19 protein-coding genes are annotated in these 20,527 nt (G+C 64.4%); 10 read left to right on the top strand and 9 right to left on the bottom strand.

Annotated elements, in window-relative coordinates; all coding sequences use genetic code 11:
- Positions 1-73 precede the first annotated feature (73 nt).
- Positions 74-2,524 carry a hypothetical protein gene (locus AC0GNR_RS05015; RefSeq protein ID WP_472899909.1) on the top strand — a complete coding sequence of 817 codons (2,451 nt, stop codon included), beginning with the start codon at positions 74-76 and terminating at the stop codon, positions 2,522-2,524.
- An 80-nt stretch (positions 2,525-2,604) separates the two neighbouring features.
- Here AC0GNR_RS05015 and AC0GNR_RS05010 read toward each other — a convergent pair whose 3' ends face one another.
- On the bottom strand, positions 2,605-3,162 hold the full coding sequence (locus tag AC0GNR_RS05010) for an HNH endonuclease (protein ID WP_472899908.1): 558 nt from the start codon (positions 3,160-3,162) through the stop codon (positions 2,605-2,607).
- A gap of 154 nt (positions 3,163-3,316) precedes the next feature.
- Between AC0GNR_RS05010 and AC0GNR_RS05005 the strand changes: the two genes are divergently transcribed.
- The 5 genes from AC0GNR_RS05005 (at position 3,317) to AC0GNR_RS04985 (ending at position 9,856) form a co-directional block, all read left to right on the top strand.
- Positions 3,317-4,402, top strand: a complete 1,086-nt coding sequence (locus AC0GNR_RS05005) for a bifunctional riboflavin kinase/FAD synthetase (RefSeq protein WP_472899907.1) — start codon at positions 3,317-3,319, stop codon at positions 4,400-4,402.
- A gap of 118 nt (positions 4,403-4,520) precedes the next feature.
- Complete coding sequence (ileS, locus tag AC0GNR_RS05000; protein WP_472899906.1) at positions 4,521-7,445, top strand: isoleucine--tRNA ligase; 2,925 nt, start codon at positions 4,521-4,523, stop codon at positions 7,443-7,445.
- The gene (lspA, locus tag AC0GNR_RS04995; protein WP_472899905.1) at positions 7,445-7,951 is read left to right on the top strand and encodes a signal peptidase II; all 507 of its coding nucleotides are present in this window, start codon (positions 7,445-7,447) and stop codon (positions 7,949-7,951) included. Before ileS ends, lspA begins: the two co-directional genes overlap by 1 nt.
- Positions 7,952-8,040: 89 nt before the next feature.
- Positions 8,041-9,186, top strand: coding sequence for an aminotransferase class V-fold PLP-dependent enzyme (locus tag AC0GNR_RS04990; protein WP_472899904.1), 1,146 nt, complete (start codon positions 8,041-8,043; stop codon positions 9,184-9,186).
- Between the two features lie 166 nt (positions 9,187-9,352).
- Entirely contained in the window at positions 9,353-9,856 is a 504-nt protein-coding gene (locus tag AC0GNR_RS04985) for a porin family protein (protein ID WP_472899903.1), read from the top strand.
- 64 nt (positions 9,857-9,920) lie between these two features.
- Here AC0GNR_RS04985 and AC0GNR_RS04980 read toward each other — a convergent pair whose 3' ends face one another.
- A complete protein-coding gene (locus AC0GNR_RS04980) occupies positions 9,921-10,913 on the bottom strand; it encodes a quinone oxidoreductase family protein (protein WP_472899902.1) in 993 nt (330 codons plus the stop codon).
- A gap of 149 nt (positions 10,914-11,062) precedes the next feature.
- On the opposite strand from AC0GNR_RS04980, the gene AC0GNR_RS04975 reads away from it, so the two are divergent.
- Positions 11,063-12,001: a DMT family transporter gene (locus AC0GNR_RS04975; protein ID WP_472899901.1), complete on the top strand. Its 939-nt coding sequence runs from the start codon at positions 11,063-11,065 to the stop codon at positions 11,999-12,001.
- 26 nt (positions 12,002-12,027) lie between these two features.
- On the opposite strand, the gene AC0GNR_RS04970 is transcribed toward AC0GNR_RS04975, so the two are convergent.
- The 5 genes from AC0GNR_RS04970 to AC0GNR_RS04950 form a co-directional block, all read right to left on the bottom strand.
- Positions 12,028-12,825: an SDR family oxidoreductase gene (locus AC0GNR_RS04970; protein ID WP_472899900.1), complete on the bottom strand. Its 798-nt coding sequence runs from the start codon at positions 12,823-12,825 to the stop codon at positions 12,028-12,030.
- 21 nt (positions 12,826-12,846) lie between these two features.
- On the bottom strand, positions 12,847-13,782 hold the full coding sequence (locus AC0GNR_RS04965; protein WP_472899899.1) for a DMT family transporter: 936 nt from the start codon (positions 13,780-13,782) through the stop codon (positions 12,847-12,849).
- 64 nt (positions 13,783-13,846) lie between these two features.
- Positions 13,847-14,557: a Crp/Fnr family transcriptional regulator gene (locus tag AC0GNR_RS04960; RefSeq protein WP_472899898.1), complete on the bottom strand. Its 711-nt coding sequence runs from the start codon at positions 14,555-14,557 to the stop codon at positions 13,847-13,849.
- A 108-nt stretch (positions 14,558-14,665) separates the two neighbouring features.
- Positions 14,666-16,471, bottom strand: coding sequence for a type IV pilus assembly ATPase TfpB (tfpB, locus tag AC0GNR_RS04955; protein ID WP_472899897.1), 1,806 nt, complete (start codon positions 16,469-16,471; stop codon positions 14,666-14,668).
- Positions 16,472-16,481: 10 nt separating this feature from the next.
- A complete protein-coding gene (locus AC0GNR_RS04950) occupies positions 16,482-17,264 on the bottom strand; it encodes a class I SAM-dependent methyltransferase (RefSeq protein ID WP_472899896.1) in 783 nt (260 codons plus the stop codon).
- A 140-nt stretch (positions 17,265-17,404) separates the two neighbouring features.
- Here AC0GNR_RS04950 and AC0GNR_RS04945 point away from each other — a divergent pair, with 140 nt between their 5' ends.
- Positions 17,405-18,214: a mechanosensitive ion channel family protein gene (locus tag AC0GNR_RS04945; protein WP_472899895.1), complete on the top strand. Its 810-nt coding sequence runs from the start codon at positions 17,405-17,407 to the stop codon at positions 18,212-18,214.
- A gap of 223 nt (positions 18,215-18,437) precedes the next feature.
- On the opposite strand, the gene AC0GNR_RS04940 is transcribed toward AC0GNR_RS04945, so the two are convergent.
- Together AC0GNR_RS04940 and AC0GNR_RS04935 are read right to left on the bottom strand one after the other, a co-directional pair.
- Positions 18,438-19,001: a DNA-deoxyinosine glycosylase gene (locus AC0GNR_RS04940; protein ID WP_472899894.1), complete on the bottom strand. Its 564-nt coding sequence runs from the start codon at positions 18,999-19,001 to the stop codon at positions 18,438-18,440.
- A complete protein-coding gene (locus tag AC0GNR_RS04935; RefSeq protein WP_472899893.1) occupies positions 18,998-19,849 on the bottom strand; it encodes a TatD family hydrolase in 852 nt (283 codons plus the stop codon). Before AC0GNR_RS04935 ends, AC0GNR_RS04940 begins: the two co-directional genes overlap by 4 nt.
- A 92-nt stretch (positions 19,850-19,941) precedes the next feature.
- On the opposite strand from AC0GNR_RS04935, the gene AC0GNR_RS04930 reads away from it, so the two are divergent.
- The gene (locus tag AC0GNR_RS04930) at positions 19,942-20,298 is read left to right on the top strand and encodes an META domain-containing protein (RefSeq protein ID WP_472899892.1); all 357 of its coding nucleotides are present in this window, start codon (positions 19,942-19,944) and stop codon (positions 20,296-20,298) included.
- 51 nt (positions 20,299-20,349) lie between these two features.
- Positions 20,350-20,527 (top strand): helix-turn-helix domain-containing protein (locus tag AC0GNR_RS04925; protein WP_472900050.1); only part of this gene is annotated, 178 nt, incomplete at its 3' end.

Genomic DNA, 20,527 nt, shown 5'->3' with positions numbered 1-20,527 from the left:
GTAAACTAACACTTTATCTTTATGTTTTTTGGAACAGGCTATCCTTTTCCAAACGATCACGGGCTACCCAGCGATGAGAAGCAACACCCAACCCACCCGCGATTTCGGCCACCTGAAACGCGCATTTCTACGTTCTTTGGTGCTTTTCTTGGGTGCCATCACTTTCTTGCCGGCTATGGCACAGGTGTGCGGTGCCCCCGGAAAAGACGGCGTAACGTTCAGCCGAAATACCTATTTTCCGGGCGTGGGCACGGCGAGCTCGGGTAGTTCGGTCGTGAATCACGGTTCTGCCAGGGCAGACACGAACGCCGCTATCGCGGGCTTCTCTGCGGGTGACCTCGCCTTGGTCATTCAGATGCAAGACGCGTTGGTGAACAACACCAACACGGGCGCCTACGGCGACGGCGTCTCAGGCGATCCCGCGACAGGCTCCACGAACTTGAGAAATGCTGGGGTGTACGAGTTCAAGCGAGTCGTTTCCGCCACCGCAACTTCTGTCACCCTGGACAGCCCCCTAGCCAACACCTACACCACAGCCAATGCTGACGCGAGCACAGGGCATCGACGATTTCAAGTCGTGCGCGTACCCCAGTTTGCTTCGCTAACGCTGCCCGGTGGAACCCTTGGGGTGACAGCTTGGAATGGGACCACCGGGGGGCTTTTTGCTCTTGACGTGTCCGGCACGTTGAACATGAACGGTACGACGATCAACGCGGACGCTACTGGTTTCCGCGGCGGTGGTTCTCAGGAAGCATTGACTACAACCGGATCAAACATCATTACCTACGCCAGTGCTCAAGCCGCTGGCACACCACCGGCGAACTTGGGTGCGGCAAAAGGTGAGGGCATTGCCGGTACGCCGCGGTTCGTCCGGTCGGCCGTGATTTCCAACGGATACGCTGGGGAAAGTCTGGGCAGCTCTGGGTATCTCAGTGGTCTTGATCTCTCCAGAGGTGCACCTGGCAATGCAGGCGGCGGTCGCACCCAACACAACGCGGGCGGTGGCGGTGGCGGAAACGCTGGCACTGGCGGCAGAGGCGGTAACACCTTCGGCTTCTTCGATGCCGATGGTTCAAGTACCCAAGGGGCCTGTGTTCAGTTTGCCGCTGGCTTTTTCTCCTGCGGGGGTGACGGGTCCAGGCCTATGGGTGGTTTTGGAGGTACTGGACTGGCACCGATCGCGACACGCCTGTATTTGGGCGGCGGCGGTGGCGCCGGTGAATCGAACAACGCGAATGACAACCCAACGGTCGCCCAGGCCGGTGGTGGTCAAGGCGGTGGTTTGGTATTCGTGCGCGCTCGATTCATCACGGGCAATGGCACACTCAGGGCCAACGGCCAGGATGGACTTCCCGGTGGCCGTGACGCGGGCGGCGGCGGGGGTGCAGGCGGAACCGTTGTTTTGGTTTCAGAATCGACGTCGATCGCAGGTCTAACTGTGAGCACGCGTGGTGGCGACGGCGGCAACACAGGTTTACCGCTGCGTGGCGCCGAAACACAAGGCACCGGCGGCGGCGGCGGCGGCGGTGCCTTTATCCGCTCAACCGGTCTCACCGTGGGAACGATCAACGTCGCAGGCGGTGCCGCGGGCGTGAACACACCCGTGGCCGGTGTGAGCAATACGTTTGGTGCCTCAGCAGGCGCAGGCGGCGTAGCAAACGTCAACTTTTCGGGTACGCAGTTTCCAAACCCCGCCAGCTGCTACCCCGCATTGACGGTGAGCAAAAGCACATCATCCCCAACCAGGACCATCCCTGCCGATACCACCGCGCAATACAGCATCAACGTTCGAAATGCTTCGAACGTTGGCGCAGCAGTAGGCGTTGCGATTAGGGATGCTCTGCCTACCCCATTCACGCTCGCGAGCACTACAGCCGCTGCTGTTTTCTCCGGTGGCGCAGCAGGCCCGAATCCTGCTCCGGCAACGGGTACATCCACCGTGACCATTGCCACCCCAGGTGGATCGACAGCCAACAGCTTTTTCATACCTCCGAATGCCTCTTTAACGGTCACATTCATCGTCAACCTGAATGGCGCAACCTTGGGCACCTACCAGAACCCTGCTGCCACGAACTACAGCGACCCGACACGATCACTAGCGAGCGCCACGATCTCGCCAGGGAGCACTTACGCGGTGGGTGGCTCGGTGGGGGGCACGAACTACTTGGCATCTTCAAGCACGCAGGAAGACGTGATCATCACAACCACCGCCGACCTGAACATCACCAAGAACAACGGTGTGAGCACGCTGGTCGCAGGCTCCACCACAAGTTACGTTGTCACAGTGAGCAATGCAGGACCGGGTAACGCGCACGACACCATCGTGACCGACCCCGCCACCTCCGGTCTCAGCTGTACCAACGTAACCTGTAGCGTGGCCAGCGGGGCCGCCGTGTGCCCGGTTCCGCCCGCACTGACCATCGCCAATCTACAAGGCTCAGGCGTACCGATTGCGACTTTTCCTGCCAATTCAAGTCTGAACTTTTTGGTGACCTGCAGCGTGACAGCCACAGGCGTGCCCTGAGAGATCGGTGTTCAAGCGAACGACCAACCCATTAAAAAACCCGCTTCGGCGGGTTTTTTAATAGGCTCAAGGCAAAGGTTTCAGGCGTGCAACCGAGACGATTTGGGCAAATGCGCCATCAGAAACTCCATTTGATCGGCCAGGATGCGGCGGTTGCGCAAGATGAAGTCTTCCCACAGACTGGGCACGTAGGGCGCGTACAGCAGCGGCATGTGGGCTTGCTCGGGTGTGCGGTTGCCCTTGCGGTGGTTGCATGAGCGGCAGGCGGTCACAACATTCATCCACAGGTCTCGCCCGTTTTGCCCCAGCGGAACCACGTGCTCTCGGGTCAGATCGTCTTCAACAAAATGGTTACCGCAATAGGCGCACACGTTGCGGTCGCGCGCAAACAGCTTGCTGTTGGTGATGGAGGGGCGCAGGTCAAATGGGTTGATGCGCGGCACGCCCTGGGTGCCGATGATGGAATTGATGGTGATGCAGGACTGGCGCCCCGTGAGCGCGTTGTGCCCGCCGCGAAACACGGCCACTTGGGCACCCATTTCCCAGCGCACCTCGTCCGCCGCGTAGTGCAACACAGCCTCTTCGAGGCTGATCCACGACTGTGGCAACCCCTGTGCAGACAGCTTCAAGACCTTCAAGACCCACCTCCACGTTGACGACCAACCGGACAATCTGTCTTCAGGACGAGGCCCCCACCCGGGAGCAGGGCACGTCTTGTGTGTCAATATACCGTGCTTCTGTGACAAACACCTTGAACCGCGTCCAACACCCCGGCTTGGACAGACATCTCCCATGAAAATCATCCGAGGTCTGTGGAACCTTCAACACGCCCTGCGCCACGAGCCCGCAACGGGCTGCGCGCTCACCATTGGCAACTTTGACGGTGTGCACCGGGGCCACCAGGCCATGCTGGCACTCCTGATCAATGAGGCGCGCCACCGCGGCGTGCCCAGCTGCGTGATGACCTTTGAGCCGCACCCGCGCGACTACTTTGCCGCCCTGCACCAAAAGCCCGCGCTGGCCCCGGCCCGCATTGCCACGCTGCGCGACAAGCTCGAAGAGCTGGCCCGCTGTGGCGTGGACCGCTGCGTGGTGCTCCCGTTCAACGCGCGCCTCGCATCGCAGTTGCCCCAAGCCTTTATTGAAGACACGCTGGTGGGCGCCCTGGGCGTAAAGTACGTGCTGGTGGGTGACGACTTTCGCTTTGGCGCCCAGCGCGCAGGCGACTACGCGCTGCTGGACGCCGCCGGCGAACGGCTCGGATTTGACGTGGCGCGCATGCAGAGCTACGAAGTGCACGGCATTCGCGTGTCCAGCTCAGCGGTGCGCGACGCCCTGGGCTCGGGCGACATGGAACGCGTAGCGGCCTTGCTGGGGCGGCCCTATGCCATCAGCGGCCATGTGGTGCACGGCCGCAAGCTGGGCCGCGAACTCGGCGCCAGCGCCGAAGGCAAAGGCGACGGCTTTCGCACCCTGAACCTGCGTTTTTCGCACTGGAAGCCAGCCGCCAGCGGCATTTTTGCGGTGCATGTGCACGGACTGAACCCCGACGGCACGCCGCTGACTGGCGTGGCCAACCTGGGCGTGCGCCCTTCCATCGACCCCAACGATGTCAACGGCGGCCGCGTGCTGCTGGAAACCCATTGTTTCGACTGGCCCGAGGCGCTGGCCCGCAGCCTGCCCGGCGGGGAGGCCTACGGTAAAATCATCCGCGTGGACCTGCTGCACAAACTGCATGACGAACTGAAGTACGACAGTCTGGACGCCCTGACCCAGGGCATCGCCAAGGACTGCAACGACGCTCGTGCGTTTTTTGCCACCCTGCCCGCGCAGGCCTATGGGCAAACCCACCGCCAGACCACGCGCGACCGAATTTAGCGCCCGCGCGTACCCGGTCGCTGCCCTTCGACAGGCTCAGGGCGAACGGAATTCCCTCCCAGCATCCTTCCCACCCCGTTCGGGCTGAGCCAGTCGTTGTCCCCACCGAGCCGCCCCCATGTCTGAAACCACACCCCACGCAGCCGCTGCCAGCAAACCGGAAGCCAGCGCCTACCGCGCCACGCTGAACATGCCCGACACGCCGTTCCCCATGCGTGGCGATTTGCCCAAGCGCGAACCGGCCTGGGTGGGTGACTGGAACCAGGGTGGTCTGTACAAGCGCCTGCGCGATGCGCGCCAGGGCGCGCCGCTCTTCGTGCTACACGACGGCCCGCCCTACGCCAACGGCAAGCTGCACATCGGCCACGCGCTGAACAAGGTGCTGAAAGACATGATCGTGAAGTCGAAACAGCTGGCTGGTTTCGACGCCCAGTACATCCCCGGTTGGGACTGCCACGGCCTGCCGATCGAGAACGCGATTGAAAAACTGCATGGCCGCAACCTGAGCCGCGACGACATGCAGGCCAAGAGCCGCGCTTTCGCCACCGAGCAGATCAACCAACAGCGCGAGGACTTCAAGCGCCTCGGCGTGCTGGGCGACTGGGAGCGCCCCTACCGCACCATGGACCCGGCCAACGAAGCCGGCCAGATCCGCGCCTTCAAGCGCGTGATCGAGCGCGGTTTTGTGTACCGTGGCCTCAAGCCGGTGTACTGGTGTTTCGACTGCGGCAGCTCGCTGGCCGAGTTCGAGATCGAATACGCCGACAAGAAGAGCGACACGCTGGACGTGGCCTTTGAGTCCAACGACGCGGCCGGCCTGGCCCAAGCCTTTGGCCTCGCAGCCCTGCCCGCGGGGAAAAGCGCCTTCGCCGTCATCTGGACCACCACCGCCTGGACCATCCCGGCCAACCAGGCGCTCAACGCCCACCCCGAGCTGGAATACGCGCTGGTGGACACGCCCAAAGGCGTGCTGCTGCTGGGCGCCAGCCTGGTGGACAAGTGCCTGGAGCGCTTTGGACTGGAAGGCAGCGTGCTGGCCACCGCCAAAGGCGAAGCCCTGCGCGGCCAGGTGTTCCGCCACCCGCTGCACGATGTGGACAGCGGCGACGGCAAGTTCAGCTACCGGCGCTTGTCACCGCTGTACCTGGCCGACTACGTCAGCGACGGTGACGGCACGGGCATCGTGCATTCGGCCCCCGCCTACGGCGTGGACGACTTCAACAGCTGCGTGGCCCACGGCCTGGCCTACGACGACATCCTCAACCCGGTGCAAGGCAACGGTGTCTACACCGACGAGCTGCCGCTGTTTGGCGGCCAGCACATCTGGAAGGCCTGCCCGGTCATCATCGACACGCTGCGCGAGCACGGCCGCCTGATGGCCACGGTGGGCATCACCCACAGCTACCCGCACTGCTGGCGCCACAAGACGCCGGTGATCTACCGCGCCGCCGCACAGTGGTTCGTGCGCATGGACGAGGGCGAGGGTGTGTTCACGAAGGACAAAGCGCCCAAGACGCTGCGTCAGCTGGCGCTGGGCGCTATCGACCACACCCACTTTTACCCAGAAAACGGCAAGACCCGCTTGCGCGACATGATCGCCAACCGGCCCGACTGGTGCATCAGCCGCCAGCGCAGCTGGGGCGTGCCGGTGCCCTTCTTCTTGCACAAAGACTCTGGCGAGCTGCACCCCAACACCATGGCCATCCTGGACCAGGCGGCCGACATCGTGGAGCAAGGCGGTATCGAAGCCTGGAGCCGCGTCACGGCCGAAGACATTCTGGGTGCCGACGACGCGCCGAGCTATACCAAGAGCACCGACATCCTGGAGGTCTGGTTCGACTCCGGGTCCACCTTCTGGCACGTGCTGCGCGGCAGCCACGCCAAGGCCTACCCCAACGGCGCGTTCCATGCCGAAGGCCCCGAGGCTGACCTGTACCTGGAAGGCCACGACCAGCACCGCGGCTGGTTCCACAGCTCGCTGCTGCTGGGCTGCGCCCTGTTTGACCGCGCGCCCTACAAAGGCCTGCTGACCCACGGCTTCGCCACCGACGGCCAAGGCCGCAAAATGAGCAAGAGCCTGGGCAACACGGTGGAGCCGCAGAGCGTGACGAGCAAGCTTGGCGCTGAAATCGTGCGCCTGTGGGTGGCCAGCACCGACTACTCAGGCGACCTCAACATCGACGAAAAGATCCTGGCCCGGGTGGTGGACGCCTACCGCCGCATCCGCAACACCCTGCGCTTCCTGATGGCCAACACGGCCGACTTCGACGCTGCCACCGATGCTGTGCCGCTGGACGAGATGCTGGAGATTGACCGCTACGCGCTGGCCCGCGCCAGCGAGCTGCAGGCGGAAATCTTGGCGCACTTCGATGTGTACGAGTTCCACCCCGTGGTGAGCAAGCTGCAGGTGTATTGCTCGGAAGACCTCGGCGCTTTCTACCTCGACGTGCTGAAAGACCGGCTGTACACCACCGCACCCAACAGCCTGGCGCGCCGCTCGGCCCAAACCGCGCTGCACCAGATCACCCAGGCCATGCTGCGCTGGATGGCCCCGTTCCTGAGCTTCACCGCAGAAGAGGCCTGGCCCATGGTGGCGGGCGCCAACAACAAAGGTTCGATCTTCTTTGAGACCTTTTTGCCGCTGCCCGCCCCCAACGAGGCGCTGCTGGCCAAGTGGTCGCGCATCCGCGCCATCCGCGATGTGGCGAACAAAGAGATCGAGGCCGTGCGCACCGCCGGGCAGGTGGGGGCTTCGCTGCAAGCCACACTGGCCATCACCGCGGGTGCCGACGACGCGGCTTTGCTGCGCTCGCTGGGCGACGACCTGAAGTTCGTCACCATCACATCCACCGCCACGGTGGCGGACGGCACCGAACTCGCGGTCTCAGTGACCCCCAGCACCGCCACCAAATGCGAGCGCTGCTGGCACTACAGCGACGACGTGGGCCACCACGCCGAGCACCCTACGGTGTGCGGGCGCTGCGTGAGCAACCTGAATGAGGCGGCAGGCACGGGCGCGGGTGAATCGCGCAAGGTGGCCTGATGGCACGCACCAAAGGCACGTTCTGGCCCTGGCTGGGCCTGGCCGCCGCTATTTTGCTGCTGGACCAGTTCACCAAGGTACTGATCCTGGGCTACTACCAGTTGGGCGACAGCACGTATGTGACCAGCTTTTTCAACGTGGTTCGCGTGCACAACACCGGCGCAGCCTTCTCGTTTCTGGCCTCGGCCGGGGGCTGGCAGCGCTGGTTTTTCACCGCCGTCGGGGTGGCTGCAGCCATCTTCATTGTGTGGATGCTGCGCTCGCACCCCGGACAAAAACTGTTTGCCTTTGCGCTGGCCTGCATTTTGGGCGGCGCCATCGGCAACGTGATCGACCGCGTGGTGCACGGCTACGTGGTGGACTTCCTGGACTTTCACTGGTCGTTCCTGTCGGGCATCTTCCACGGCGGGCACTTCCCGGCCTTCAACGTGGCCGACGCCGGCATCACCATCGGCGCGGTGAGCCTGATCCTGGACGAAATTTTACGGGTCAGACGAAGCAAGTGAACAACCGCGCCCACGCTCCGCCGCTGCGCGGGTCGTGCTCCCTGTGCTAACCTGACCGGCTGGACCCACAAGCCCCATAGGAGACACCCATGCCCGGACTGCTGCCCCACATCGACCCCGACGGTCTGCTTGAGTTTTCGGTGGTTTACACCGACCGCGCACTCAACCACATGTCCAAGCGCTTTCAGGGCGTGATGACCGACATATCGGCCATGCTCAAACGCGTGTACGGCGCCCACTCGGCGGTGCTGGTGCCCGGCAGCGGCACGTTTGGCATGGAGTCGGTAGCGCGCCAGTTTGCCCACGGCAAACACGTCATGGTGATCCGCAATGGCTGGTTCAGCTACCGCTGGACACAGATTTTTGACATGGGCTCCATCCCCGCCAGCCACACGGTGCTGAAAGCCCGTCGCACCGGCGAGGGCACACAAGCCGCCTGGGCGCCTGCGCCCATCGAAGAAGTAAAGGCGGCCATCGCTGCCGAGAAACCGGCGCTGGTGTTTGCCCCCCATGTGGAAACCTCGGCAGGCATGATCTTGCCCGACGACTACCTGAGCGCTGTGGCCGACGCGGTGCACGCCGTGGGCGGCCTGTTTGTGCTGGACTGCATCGCCTCGGGTGCCATGTGGGTCGACATGCAAGCCACCGGCGTGGACATTCTCATTTCGGCCCCGCAAAAGGGTTGGAGCAGCTCACCTTGCTGCGCCATGGTGATGCTGAGCGAGCGCGCGCGCCAAGCCATTGACGCGACCCAGAGCACCACCTTTGCCATGGACCTGAAAAAGTGGCTGCAGATCATGGAAACCTACGAAGGCGGTGGCCACGCGTACCACACCACGCTGCCCACCGACGCTTTGGTGCGCCTGCACGAAACCATGAAAGAAACCGAGGCGTATGGCACTGAACGCGTGCGCCAGGAGCAAATGGCGCTGGGCCGCGAGGTGCGCAGCTTGCTGGAACGCCATGGCTTCCCCAGCGTTTCAGCGGCGGGTTTCCAGGCGCCCGGCGTGGTGGTGAGCTACACCACCGACCCCGACATCCAGAGCAGCAAGAAGTTTCTGGCCGCTGGCCTGCAGACCGCGGCCGGCGTGCCACTGCAGTGCGACGAACCGGCCGACTTCCGCACCTTCCGCATCGGTCTGTTTGGTCTGGACAAATGGCACGACGTGCCCGCCACCCTGCAGCACCTGGAACGAGCGCTGGCCGAGGTAGCACCTGCGGCCGTCCCCGCCTGAGTAACCGCCCAGGTAAGCGTTTGTTGCCCGCCATGGGGCGCGGGCAACAAACGCACACAGTCTTCACACAGCGGAATGGATAGCGATACACCCCAGCCAACATAGGCCTCCAAGATGGAACCGTGCTGACATCCGGCGCATTTCCTCAATCTCAAATGGAGGTCTCATGACCCGCTTCGCAAAAATTTCGGCTGTTTTGGGCTTTGCCGTGTTGGCGGTCGGCGCTCAGGCGCAATCCGTTTACGGTGAACTGGGCTACACCGCGCTCGACTTCAAAGAACCTGGCTTCAAGGCCAGCCCGGGCATGGTCCGCGGCATTGTGGGTTACGAAATTTCGCCCAACTTTGCCGTTGAAGGCCTGGTGGGTGCGGGCGCGCGTTCGGATACCGAATCGGGAACCAAGCTCAGCGTCGGCAACATGGTGGGTGTGTTTGGCAAGGTGCAGGCGCCCGTGACCGACGCCCTGAAGGTGTATGGCCGCCTGGGCGTGGTGCGCACCAGCCTGAAGGCCAATGGCGTGTCTGATAGCGACTCGGGCCTGGCCTACGGTGCAGGCGTGAGCTACGACCTCAACAAGGCGGTGTACCTCAACGCCGACTACACCAGTTACTACGACCGCAAAGACCAAAAGCTCGACGGTTTCACCGTGGGCGTGGGCTACCGCTTCTGACCGTCACCCACACAAAGAAAGCCTCCCTCGGGTGGCTTTCTTTTTTTCGGCATGGCGCCAGCGGTCAGGGCAGCAGCACGGTACAGCCCGTCGTGGCCCGCGCTTCCAGGCTCTCATGGGCCTGGCGCACATCGGTCAGCGCAAAGCGCTGGTCAATACGGATCTTCACCGCACCGCTTTGCACCACAGCAAACAAATCGTCGGCCATGGCCTGCGTGCGTTCGCGGCTGGTGATGTGGCTGAACAGCGTCTGGCGCGTCACGTAAATCGAACCCTTGGGGCCGAGAATGCCAGGAGCAAACGGCGCCACCGGGCCACTGGCGTTGCCAAAGCTCACCATCAGGCCAAAGGGCATCAGGCAGTCGAGCGACTTGTCAAATGTGTCTTTGCCCACCGAGTCGTAGACCACTTTGACGCCCTTGCCACCGGTGATTTCTTTCACCCGGGCCGCAAAGTCTTCGGTGCGGTAGTTGATGGTGAACTCGGCACCGTGCTCATGCGCCAGCGCGCATTTTTCGTCAGACCCCGCCGTGCCGATCAAGCGCAAGCCCAGCGCCTTGGCCCACTGGCAGGCGATCAGGCCCACGCCGCCGGCAGCGGCATGAAACAGCACAAAGTCACCCGCCTCCAGGCCTTCCACCGGCTTGCAGCGCTTAAGCAAATATTGCGCGGTCAGGCCCTTGAGCATCATCGCTGCGCCGGTCTCAAAATCAATTGCGTCGGGCAGCTGGCACACGTTCATGGCCGGCATCACACGCACGTCGCAATAGCTGCCGGGCGGGTTGGCGGCGTAGGCCGCACGGTCACCGGCCTTCAGGTGCGTCACGCCCTCGCCCACCGCCTCGATCACACCCGCGCCCTCCATGCCCAGTGCCAGGGGCATCGCGTTGGGGTAAAGGCCGGTGCGCTGGTACACGTCAATGAAATTCAGGCCGATCGCGTGGTGGCGGATGCGCACCTGGCCGGGGCCGGGTTCGCCCACGTCCACGGTGTCGATCACAAGCTGTTCGGGGCCGCCATGGGCGTGGATGCGCACGGCGCGACTGGTCTGGGTCATGGGAGTCTCCTCGTTGTTGTGGGGCTGAAAAGCCAAAGTCTGCACGAAACAGGACCGACATGCTGCCACGAAACGCCGCCCGCGCCTGCGCGACAGTCGCGCAGCCCCATGCCAGGGTCGGGCTTGGCGCGGTTGTTACAGTGCAGGCCATGCCGCACACCGCCTCTGCACGCCTCACCCCCGCCACCGTCGCCCTGCTGGTGATTCCACCGCTCATGTGGGCGGGCAACGCCGTGGTGGGCCGGATGATGCAGGGCGTCTTGCCGCCCATCACCTTCAACCTGCTGCGCTGGGCGCTGGCGCTGCTGATCTTGCTGCCCGTGGCGGGCTGGGTGCTGCGCCCCGGCAGCCCCCTGTGGCAGCACTGGCGGCGCTTTGCGCTGCTGGGCTTGCTGGGCGTGGGGCTGTACAACGCGCTGCAATACATGGCGCTGAAAACCTCGACCCCGCTCAACGTGACGCTGGTGGCGTCGAGCACGCCGGTGTGGATGCTGCTGCTGGGCAGCCTGTTTTACGGCGTGTCCATTTCCCGCCGTGCAGCGCTGGGCGCCGGCTTGTCGCTGGCTGGGGTGGCCACGGTGCTGTCGCGGGGCGAACTGGCGCAACTGCAAGCGGTGCAACTGGTGCCGGGTGATGGCTGGATGCTGCTGGCCTCGTTGGTCTGGGCCTGGTACAGCTGGCTGCTGGCCAAGCCCAAACCCGGCACCGAACCCGCCGCCATCAAGGCCGACTGGGCCGCCTTTTTGCTCGCGCAAATGGCCATGGGTGTGGTGTGGTCCAGCGCCATGGTGGCGGCCGAATGGAGCCTGCTACCCACCCTGCCAGCGGGGCAAAGCCACATACAGTGGGGTTGGCCACTGGCCAGCGCCCTGCTGTTCGTGGCCATCGGACCGTCGCTGCTGGCCTACCGCTGCTGGGGCGCCGGTGTGGGCCGCGTCGGGCCATCCATCGCCAGCTTCTTCACCAACCTCACCCCGCTGTTTGCCGCGCTCATGTCGGCCATGCTGCTGGGCGACATGCCCCGGCTGTACCACGCGGCCGGGTTTGCGCTGATCGTGGGTGGGATTGTGGTGAGCTCACGGCGGTAGCCCCCGGCGGCGCGCCGGGGGACCATTCAAAACGTTCCCGCGTAAGCCCCGCCATCGGCCAGCACGTTTTGCCCCGTCATGTAGGCCGCGTGCTGGCTGCACAAAAACGCGCAGATGGCGCCAAACTCTTGCGGGTTGCCAAAGCGCCGGGCCGGGATCTGGGCCTGCTGGGCCAGGCGAATGTCGTCCACGCTCTTGCCGGTTTTTTCGGCTGCGGCCTGGATCGTGGTGGCGATGCGGTCGGTGTCGAACTTGCCGGGCAGCAGGTTGTTGATGGTCACGCCCTGCGCGGCAATGCCGCTGCGCGCCACGCCGGCCACAAAGCCCGTCAGGCCACTGCGTGCACCGTTGCTCAGGCCCAAGATGTCGATGGGCGCTTTCACCGCGCTGCTGGTGATGTTGACGATGCGGCCAAAACCGCGCTGCGCCATGCCGTCCACCGTGGCCTTGATGAGTTCAATGGGGGTGAGCATGTTGGCGTCGATCGCCTTGATCCAGGCGTCGCGGTCCCAGCTGCGAAAGTCGCCGGGCGGCGGGCCACCGGCGTTGGTCACCACGATGTCAAACGCCGTGCCGGGGCCGCCGGCCACGCCCAGCGCCGCCGCGCGGCCTGCTTCGGTGGTGATGTCGGCGGCCACAGCGATCACCTGCACACCGGGCGACGCGGCGCGCAGCGCGGCTGCTGAGGCCTCCAGCACATCGGCCCGGCGGGCCACCATGACGACGTGTGCGCCCTCGGCCGCCAGCGCCTGCGCGCAGCCCAGGCCCAGCCCTTTGCTGGCGCCGCACACCAGCGCCCATTTGCCTGCAAGTCCCAAGTCCATGTGTTGGTCTCCTGATTAAAACTATTTCGCCGCGCTGGCCGAGCCAAAGCGCGTCACCAAAAACACGCCCGACACCACCAGCACGGTGCCCGCCACAATCCAGCCGTTGAACGGCTCGCCCAGAATCACCACACCCATGGCGATGGTGGACATGGGGCCGATCATGCCGGTCTGCGCAGCCAGGCCGGCGCCAATGCGCTCAATGGCCATCATCACCATGATGACGGGCGCAAACGTGCACAGCGTGGCGTTGAGCACCGACAGCCAGATCACCTCGGGTGCCACCAGGGCCGCGCTCAGCGGGCGCAACAGCACAAACTGCAGCAGGCACAAACCGCAGGCCACGCTGGTGGCCAGGCCGACCAGCCGCATGGAGCCCAGGCGCTTGACGAGTTCGCCGCTGTACACGAGGTACATGGCGTAGCTGATGGCGCTGCCAAACACCAGCGCGGCACCCAGCACGGCGTTGGGGCCAGCAAAGTCGGCCTCGTGGCCAAACACCAGCAGCACGCCGGCGTAGCTCACCGCCATGGCCAGCGCTTGCAGGCGGGTGATGCGGCGCTTGTAGACCACCCAACCCAGCACCAGCACCAGCGTGGGGTTGAGGTACAGAATCAGCCGCTCCAGGCTGGCGCTGATGTATTGCAAGCCCCAGAAGTCCAGAAAACTGGCCAGGTAGTAGCCGGTGAACCCCAGCCCAAAAATACCCAGCCAGTCTTGGCGGGTGAGCGCCGCTTTGCCCCCGCCCCCTTGCCGGTACGTGGCCCACCAGGCCAGCGCCAGAAACAACGGCAGCGCAAACAACATGCGGTACATGATGAGCGTGACCGCGTCCACCCCATGGCGGTAGGCCAGCTTGACGATGATGGCCTTGCCCGAAAAAGCAATGGACCCGGCGCTGGCGAGCAGCAAGCCGGTGGCAAGGTGGGGCACGGGACGCGCAGAGGTGGAAGGCATTGCACCGATTATCGGCACATGCCGCCGGCCCGCCTGTCGCTCAGAGGCGGTACGGCGCAGCCTCTCAAGCCTTGGGTGCCGACAGCCGCTCGGCGTCCACCACGCGGTACACGCGGCCGTGTTTGTCCAGCGGCTCTATGAGCCCTTCGCGCTCAAACGCCGACAGCGTGCGGCTCACGGTTTCGAGCTTCAGGTCGAGCATGGCGCCCATGTCTTCGCGAGAAAACAGGTGGCACACGGTTGGGTCGTCTTCAGCGCGCATTTTCAAAATGAGCCCTGCCACGCGCTGGCGGGCGTTGCCAAAGTTCAGGTCGGCCAGCCAGTCGTCGGCTTCTTTCAGGCTGCGGTGCCATTTTTCCAGCAGGCGCTGGTGCAGGCGCGGGGTTTCGCGGTTCAGGCGCTGGATCACCTGCAGCGGCAGGCGGCACACCTTGATAGGGGTGAGCGCAATGGCGTCCGAGTCGTAGGTGGGGCCCATGAGCGCTTCCAGGCCCACCACGTCGCCCGAACGCAGCACACGCACGATGCGCTGGCGCCCGTCCACCGTGTTGCGCACCAGCTTGATCACCCCCACGCGCAGCGTGTAAAGCGAGGTGGCGGTTTCACCCATGCGCACCAGCGGCTGGCCGGCGGCAAATTCCAGGTCGTCAATGGGCGCGTGGATCAGGGAAAAGTCTTCTTCGCGCAGGTCGGCAAACAGCACCATGTCGCGGATGCCGCAGTTGCGGCAGTCGGCGGTGCCGCGCCAGGCGGACTCGGTTTTGATGGGGATCATGCGGGCTCGGGTTGCAACGACAGGGGAAACTGCAAATATAAGCGCTTGCTGAATATCAAACCATCAAAAGGCCATCCGCCCAAGCGGCGAGCGCCTGGCGCAACAGACTCAGCTCACCGGCGGTGTGGTGGCCAGCACCTCATCCAACGTGGTGAGCCCTTCGGCCACCCGCGCGGCCCCGGCCAGGCGCAACGGGCGCATGCCATCGGTCACGGCCTGCTTGCGCAGGCTCTCCAGTTGCGGCTCGCGGCTCACTTTGTCTTTGAACGCGTCGGTGACCACCAACAATTCGTAAAGCCCCATGCGTCCGCGAAACCCGGTCATGCGGCAGTCCACGCAGCCCACCGGCTGGTAGGGCCGGTAGCTGCCGCTCACCTTCCAGGGCTTCACCAGCTCGGCCAGCGCCTGGCTCGACGTGGCGGTGGTGGCCTCGTCCTCGCGCGTGCGGCAGGCCGGGCACAGGGTGCGCACCAGGCGCTGCGCCAGCACACCGAGCACGGTGGCGTTGATCAGATAAGGCGGTATGCCCAGCTCCATCAGCCGCATGATGGCCGAGGGGGCATCGTTGGTGTGCAGCGTGGTGAACACCAAATGGCCGGTGAGCGCAGCCTGCACCGCCATTTCGGCCGTGGGCAGGTCGCGTATTTCGCCCACCATGATGATGTCCGGGTCTTGCCGCATCAGGGCGCGCAGCCCCTGGGCAAAGTCCAGGTCCAGGTGGGTCTGCACCTGGGTCTGGTTGAAGGCGGGTTCGATCATTTCGATCGGGTCTTCCACCGTGCTCACATTCACCTCTTCGGTGGCCAGGCGCTTGAGCGTGGCGTAGAGCGTGGTGGTTTTGCCCGAGCCAGTGGGGCCGGTCACCAGCACGATGCCGTGCGGGCGTTTGGTCAGGCCTTCCCAGCGCAAAGCGTCGTGCGGCGCAAAGCCCAGCGCGCTCAGGTCTTTCACCGTGGCTTCGGGGTCAAAAATGCGCATCACCAGCTTTTCACCAAAGGCGGTGGGCAGGGTCGATAGGCGCATTTCCACCTCGTCACCGCGCGCAGCGCCCACACCCGGCCTGAGCGTCTTGATGCGGCCGTCTTGCGGGCGGCGCTTTTCCACCACGTCCATGCGCCCCAGCAGCTTGATGCGCGCAATCATCGCGTTCATCACGCCCATGGGCATCTGATAGACCGGGTGCAGCACGCCGTCGATGCGGAAGCGGATCACGCCCTGCTCGCGCCGCGGCTCCAGGTGGATGTCGCTGGCGCGCTGGTCAAAGGCGTATTGCCACAGCCAGTCCACCACCTGCACCACGCCCTGGTCGTTGGCGTCGAGCTGCTTGTTGGCCTTGCCCAGTTCCACCAGTTGTTCAAAGCTGCCAAAGCCGCCCGAGCCGCCGCCTTTGTTGGCCGCACGCACCGACTTGGCCAGCGCAAAAAACTCGGCCGTGTACCGCGTGATGGCCATGGGGCTGGCCAGCACCAGGCGCACCGTCTTGCGGGTCTGGCGCTCCACCTCGGGCACCCAGTCGCGGATGAACGGCTCGGCCGTGGCCACCACCACCTCGGTCGGGCTCACCTGCACCGGCAGCACCTTGTGGCGCTCGGCGTAAGCAGCGCTCATCACGTCGGCCACCTTGCCCACATCCACTTTCAGCGGGTCGATGCGCATGTAGGTCAGGCCGCAGCGCTTGGCCAGCCACTCGGTTAGCAGCTCTGCGTCGAGCACATGGCCGTCGGCCGCCCGCGCCATGCCCACCACCGCCAGGCGCTGCAGCGGGTGCTGCGCGCTGTGCGCCGAAGCGCAGCGGGCAATGGTGCGCTCGGCCTCTGGCGCGGCAATCACACCGTCGTCACGCAACCAACCCACCAGCGTGCGCCAGTCGAGCGGGCCAGCGTCCATGGGGGCAGCGGGCTTGGCGTTTTTCATGCGGCTTTTTTTAAGAAACAGGTTTAAAAATCTTCAGCCACTTCACCGCCGGCAAGCCCCAGCGCTCTTGCACCGCCTCAGCGCGCGCCAGCAGCTCCATGCGGGTGGGCCGGGTGGCGGTGCGCTGGGCCAGCACAATGGTGTTGCCCTCGCGCGTGGGCTTGAAGGCCCACACCGCATCTTCACCAAAAGCGGCGCAAATGCTTTGCAACGAGCGCTCGTAACTCGTGTCTCGGCCAAACAGGTTCACCGTCATCACGCCGTCGTCGCTCAGCACCGAGCGGCAGTCCACATAAAAGTCGGGGCTGTCCAGCACCGGGGCGGCGGCTTCGTGGTCGTACAGGTCCACCTGCAGGGCGTCGATGCGACCGGTGTGTGCGGGGTTTCGTATTTCCTGGCCGGCGTCGGCCAGCACCACGCGCAGGCGCGGGCCGTCATCAGGCAGCTTGAACCAGGTGCGGCAAACAGCCAGCACCTGGGGGTTGATCTCGATGGCGGTGGTGTCCATGCGCAGTTTCTTGAAGTGAAACTTGGTCAGCGCCGCTGAGCCCAGGCCCAGCTGCATGGCGCGGCGCTTGCTCACCGACTCGGGCGCCACAAACAGCAGCCAGGCCACCATGCGCTGCACATAGTCCAGCTCAATGTCAAACGGCGCTTCGAGCAGCATGGAGCCCTGGATCCATTCGGTGCCCAGGTGCAAAAAGCGCACCTCGCTGTCTTCAGAAATCGTCACATCGGGCAAGGTTTGCTGGCCGGTGCGCTTGCGGGCGGCGGCGTTGGCACCGGCCTTCATGCGCAGGCTCCGCAACCCGTACACAACAGTCCGGGGAACAATGCCACAGCCACGGCAGGCATGTGGCGCCATGGGGCGGCTAAACGGGCGGTGGCGGGTGAATACTGCATTTTTGTCTGTGATCTGCGAAAGGAATCATTATGAACATGGAAGCCATCTGGACATTTCTGTCCACCCAAGGGGCCGAGTTTGGCCTGAAGATACTCGGCGCCATTGCCGCCTGGATCGTGGGCCGCTGGCTCATCGGCATGGCCGTGAGCCTCATTGGCCGGGGCATGGAGCGCGGTAAAAAGATCGACGCCACGCTCATTCAGTACCTCAAGTCCATCATCTCGGTGGGCCTGACGCTCATTTTGGTGCTGGCCATCCTGGACATCTTTGGTATCAAGACCACCTCGTTTGCCGCCTTGCTGGCCGGCGCCGGCCTGGCCATTGGTGCGGCCTGGAGCGGCATGCTGGGCAACTTTGCCGCCGGCATCTTCCTGCAGGTGTTGCGGCCCTACAAAGTGGGCGACTTCATCAACGCTGGCGGCACGCTGGGCACGGTGAAAGAGCTCGGCCTGTTTGCCACCACCGTGCTCACGCCCGACAACGTGCTGACCGTGGTGGGCAACAACAAGGTGTTTGGCGACAACATCCAGAACTTCAGCGCCGAGCCTTTTCGCCGGGTCGACTGCGTGGCCAAAGTGGCCAACAGTGTGGACGTGATGGACGCCATCGCCCGCCTGCGCCCTGTGATCGCGGCCATCCCGAACGTGAAAGAAAGCCCGGCGCCCGACATCGAGATTCTGGAATTCACCCCGGAAGGCCCCAAGCTCTGCGTGCGCCCTTACACCCACACCGACCACTACTGGCAGGTGTACTTCGACACGCACAAGGCCATCGTTTCGACTTTTGGCGCGGCTGGATATCCCGTACCTGAAACACCGATGGCACATCGCACTGTGTGATTCGCTGACCTGGATCTACCAAAGCCGCCCGATGTAAGCCCCGGGCGGCTTTTCTTTTGGGCTTGTGGTTCGGGCCTGCATGGTGCAAGAATGCCCAAACGCATCCAGCTTGCTGCGGCGGTGCGTTCTGCACAGCAAGGTAAAGGAGGAGGGCCGCAGGCCCGGGGGACACGAGCGGCGCAGAGCGTACCGCCGCAGCAAGCCAGCGAGGTCTTACACAGCCCTACGAAGCCATCCCATACCGCCGCATCACCTCAGCCCAAGCCGCCAGCTTGCGGTCAAACGACCAGCTCGCATTCGCCGGGCTGGTGGACGGCAACTTGTGAACCGGTAACCCGAGCGCCGACGTGTGCTTGGCGTGCCGGTAGCTCTCACCGCCGTTGTGTGCAATGGCTTCCAGCAGCGGACACTGCCGCAGCACCGAGGCGAAGTCATTGAGTTCGGCGGCGCGAATGTCGGCGTCCAAGCTGCCCTCGCGCTCGCAGGCGCCGTACACGTCCCACAAGCCCAGGCCGTGGGCGTGCAGCGCAGCCAGGCGTTCGGGGTAAGGCATCTGCATCAGCGGCAGCGCCCACAAAGCACCCAAAATTTTCCAGAAATGGTTTTGCGGGTGGCCGTAATACTGCTGCGCCCGCAAAGACGCCACGCTGGGAAAACTGCCCAGCACCAGCAGCCGCGTGCGCGGCCCCAGCACCGGGGCCAGGCCTTGCAGGCGGCAAGCTGGTGCACCTTCGCCCGGCGGGCTGCGGTGCGAGCTTGCTTGGGAACGGCCCGGCGCTGCGCTCATGCCACACCGTGCGGCAGCAGACCCGCCAGCCGGGGCAGCGCCTGCAGGGCGTTGGCCGTGGTGGCCTGCGCCAGATCGTGCAAAGGTATGCCACGCAAACCCGCCACCACAGCGGCAATGCGCGGCAGCTCTGCAGGTGAATTGATGCCCTGCACGCGCCCATTCAAGCGCTCGGCGGCCGTGGCGTACAGCCAGTGCGGCGGTATGTCGGGCGCGTCGGTTTCCAGCACCAGCGCTGTCAGCGGCAGCGTGCTGGCCAGGCGGCGCAAGCGGTGGGCCGGCTCAAACGTGAGCGCCCCGCCAAAGCCCAGCTTGAACCTCAGCCCCTGAAACGCCTGGGCTTGTTGCTCACTGCCGTTAAAAGCATGGGCGATGCCGCCCCCGGTGGGCACTTCGCGCAGGTGCTTGAGCAAAGCGTCGGCACTGCGCCGCACATGCAAGATCACCGGCAGGCCGTGCTTTCGGGCCAGCTTGAGCTGCTCGCGGTAAAACCAGGTTTGGCGCTCGCGCATCGCGCTCTCACACAGCGCGGGCACAAAGAAGTCCAGCCCGATTTCACCCACCGCCACCAGGCGCGGGTCGTCGTGGTGCTGGCTCAGGGCAGCGTCCAGCGCTTGCACATCGGCTTCTTGGGCCTGCGGCACAAACAGCGGGTGAATACCCAGCGCATAGGCGTCGCCCAGTTGGTGGGCCAGCTGGCGCACGGTGTCAAAGTTGGCGCGTTCCACCGCCGGAATGACGCACAGCCCCACACCCTGGCCCGCAGCGCGCTGGCGCAGCGTGCGTGCCAGTGCGTGGTCAACGCCAAATTCGGGAGCGTCCAGATGGCAATGGGTGTCGATCCACATAGGCGTATACATTGGCTGCTGATTTTGCCTCGGTACGCCGCCCCGCGCTGAAGGCCTTACCAACCCACCGCCCGCACACCCGGAGCCAAGCCATGCTGTTCACTTTTAGCCCTTCGAAACCCGCAGCAGGCCACCTGCTGGCCTGCATCACACTGCCGCTGCTGTGGTCGCTCACCGCCTGCGCGGTGCCACCGGCGCCGGCAGCCAGCGCGCCCCCGCTGTGGGGCACCATCTGGCAGCTGGAAGACCTGGGCGGGCGCGGTGTGCTCGACCGAGCACAGGCCACGCTGGCCTTTCCTGAAGCGGGGCGTGTGGCGGGCCAGGGATCGTGCAACCGCTTCTTCGGGTCGGTCACGGTGGACGGCTCGCGCATCGGCTTCGGCCAGATCGGCAGCACCCGCATGGCCTGTGTGGCTGCGGTGAACGAGCAAGAAAGCCGCTACCTATAGATAAGGCCCGTTAAAGTCTGAACTTTGTCTGATTTTCGCGATCAGAGTGTCATGGAAAAAGAAAGCGCAAGAAGTCAGACACTGGAGCAACTTCACGAACGGCGCAAACAGGTCGTGAGGCTGTACAGACAAGGCACCAAGATCATGCAGATCGTCACGATGACGGGGCTGAGCTACCCGACAGTGCGAACGGCTATCGATCTGTTTGACGCTGGCGGCTGGGGTGCGA

The organism is Hydrogenophaga sp. LT287 (assembly GCF_055702805.1).
This window is presented reverse-complemented; position numbering and strand designations above follow the sequence as displayed.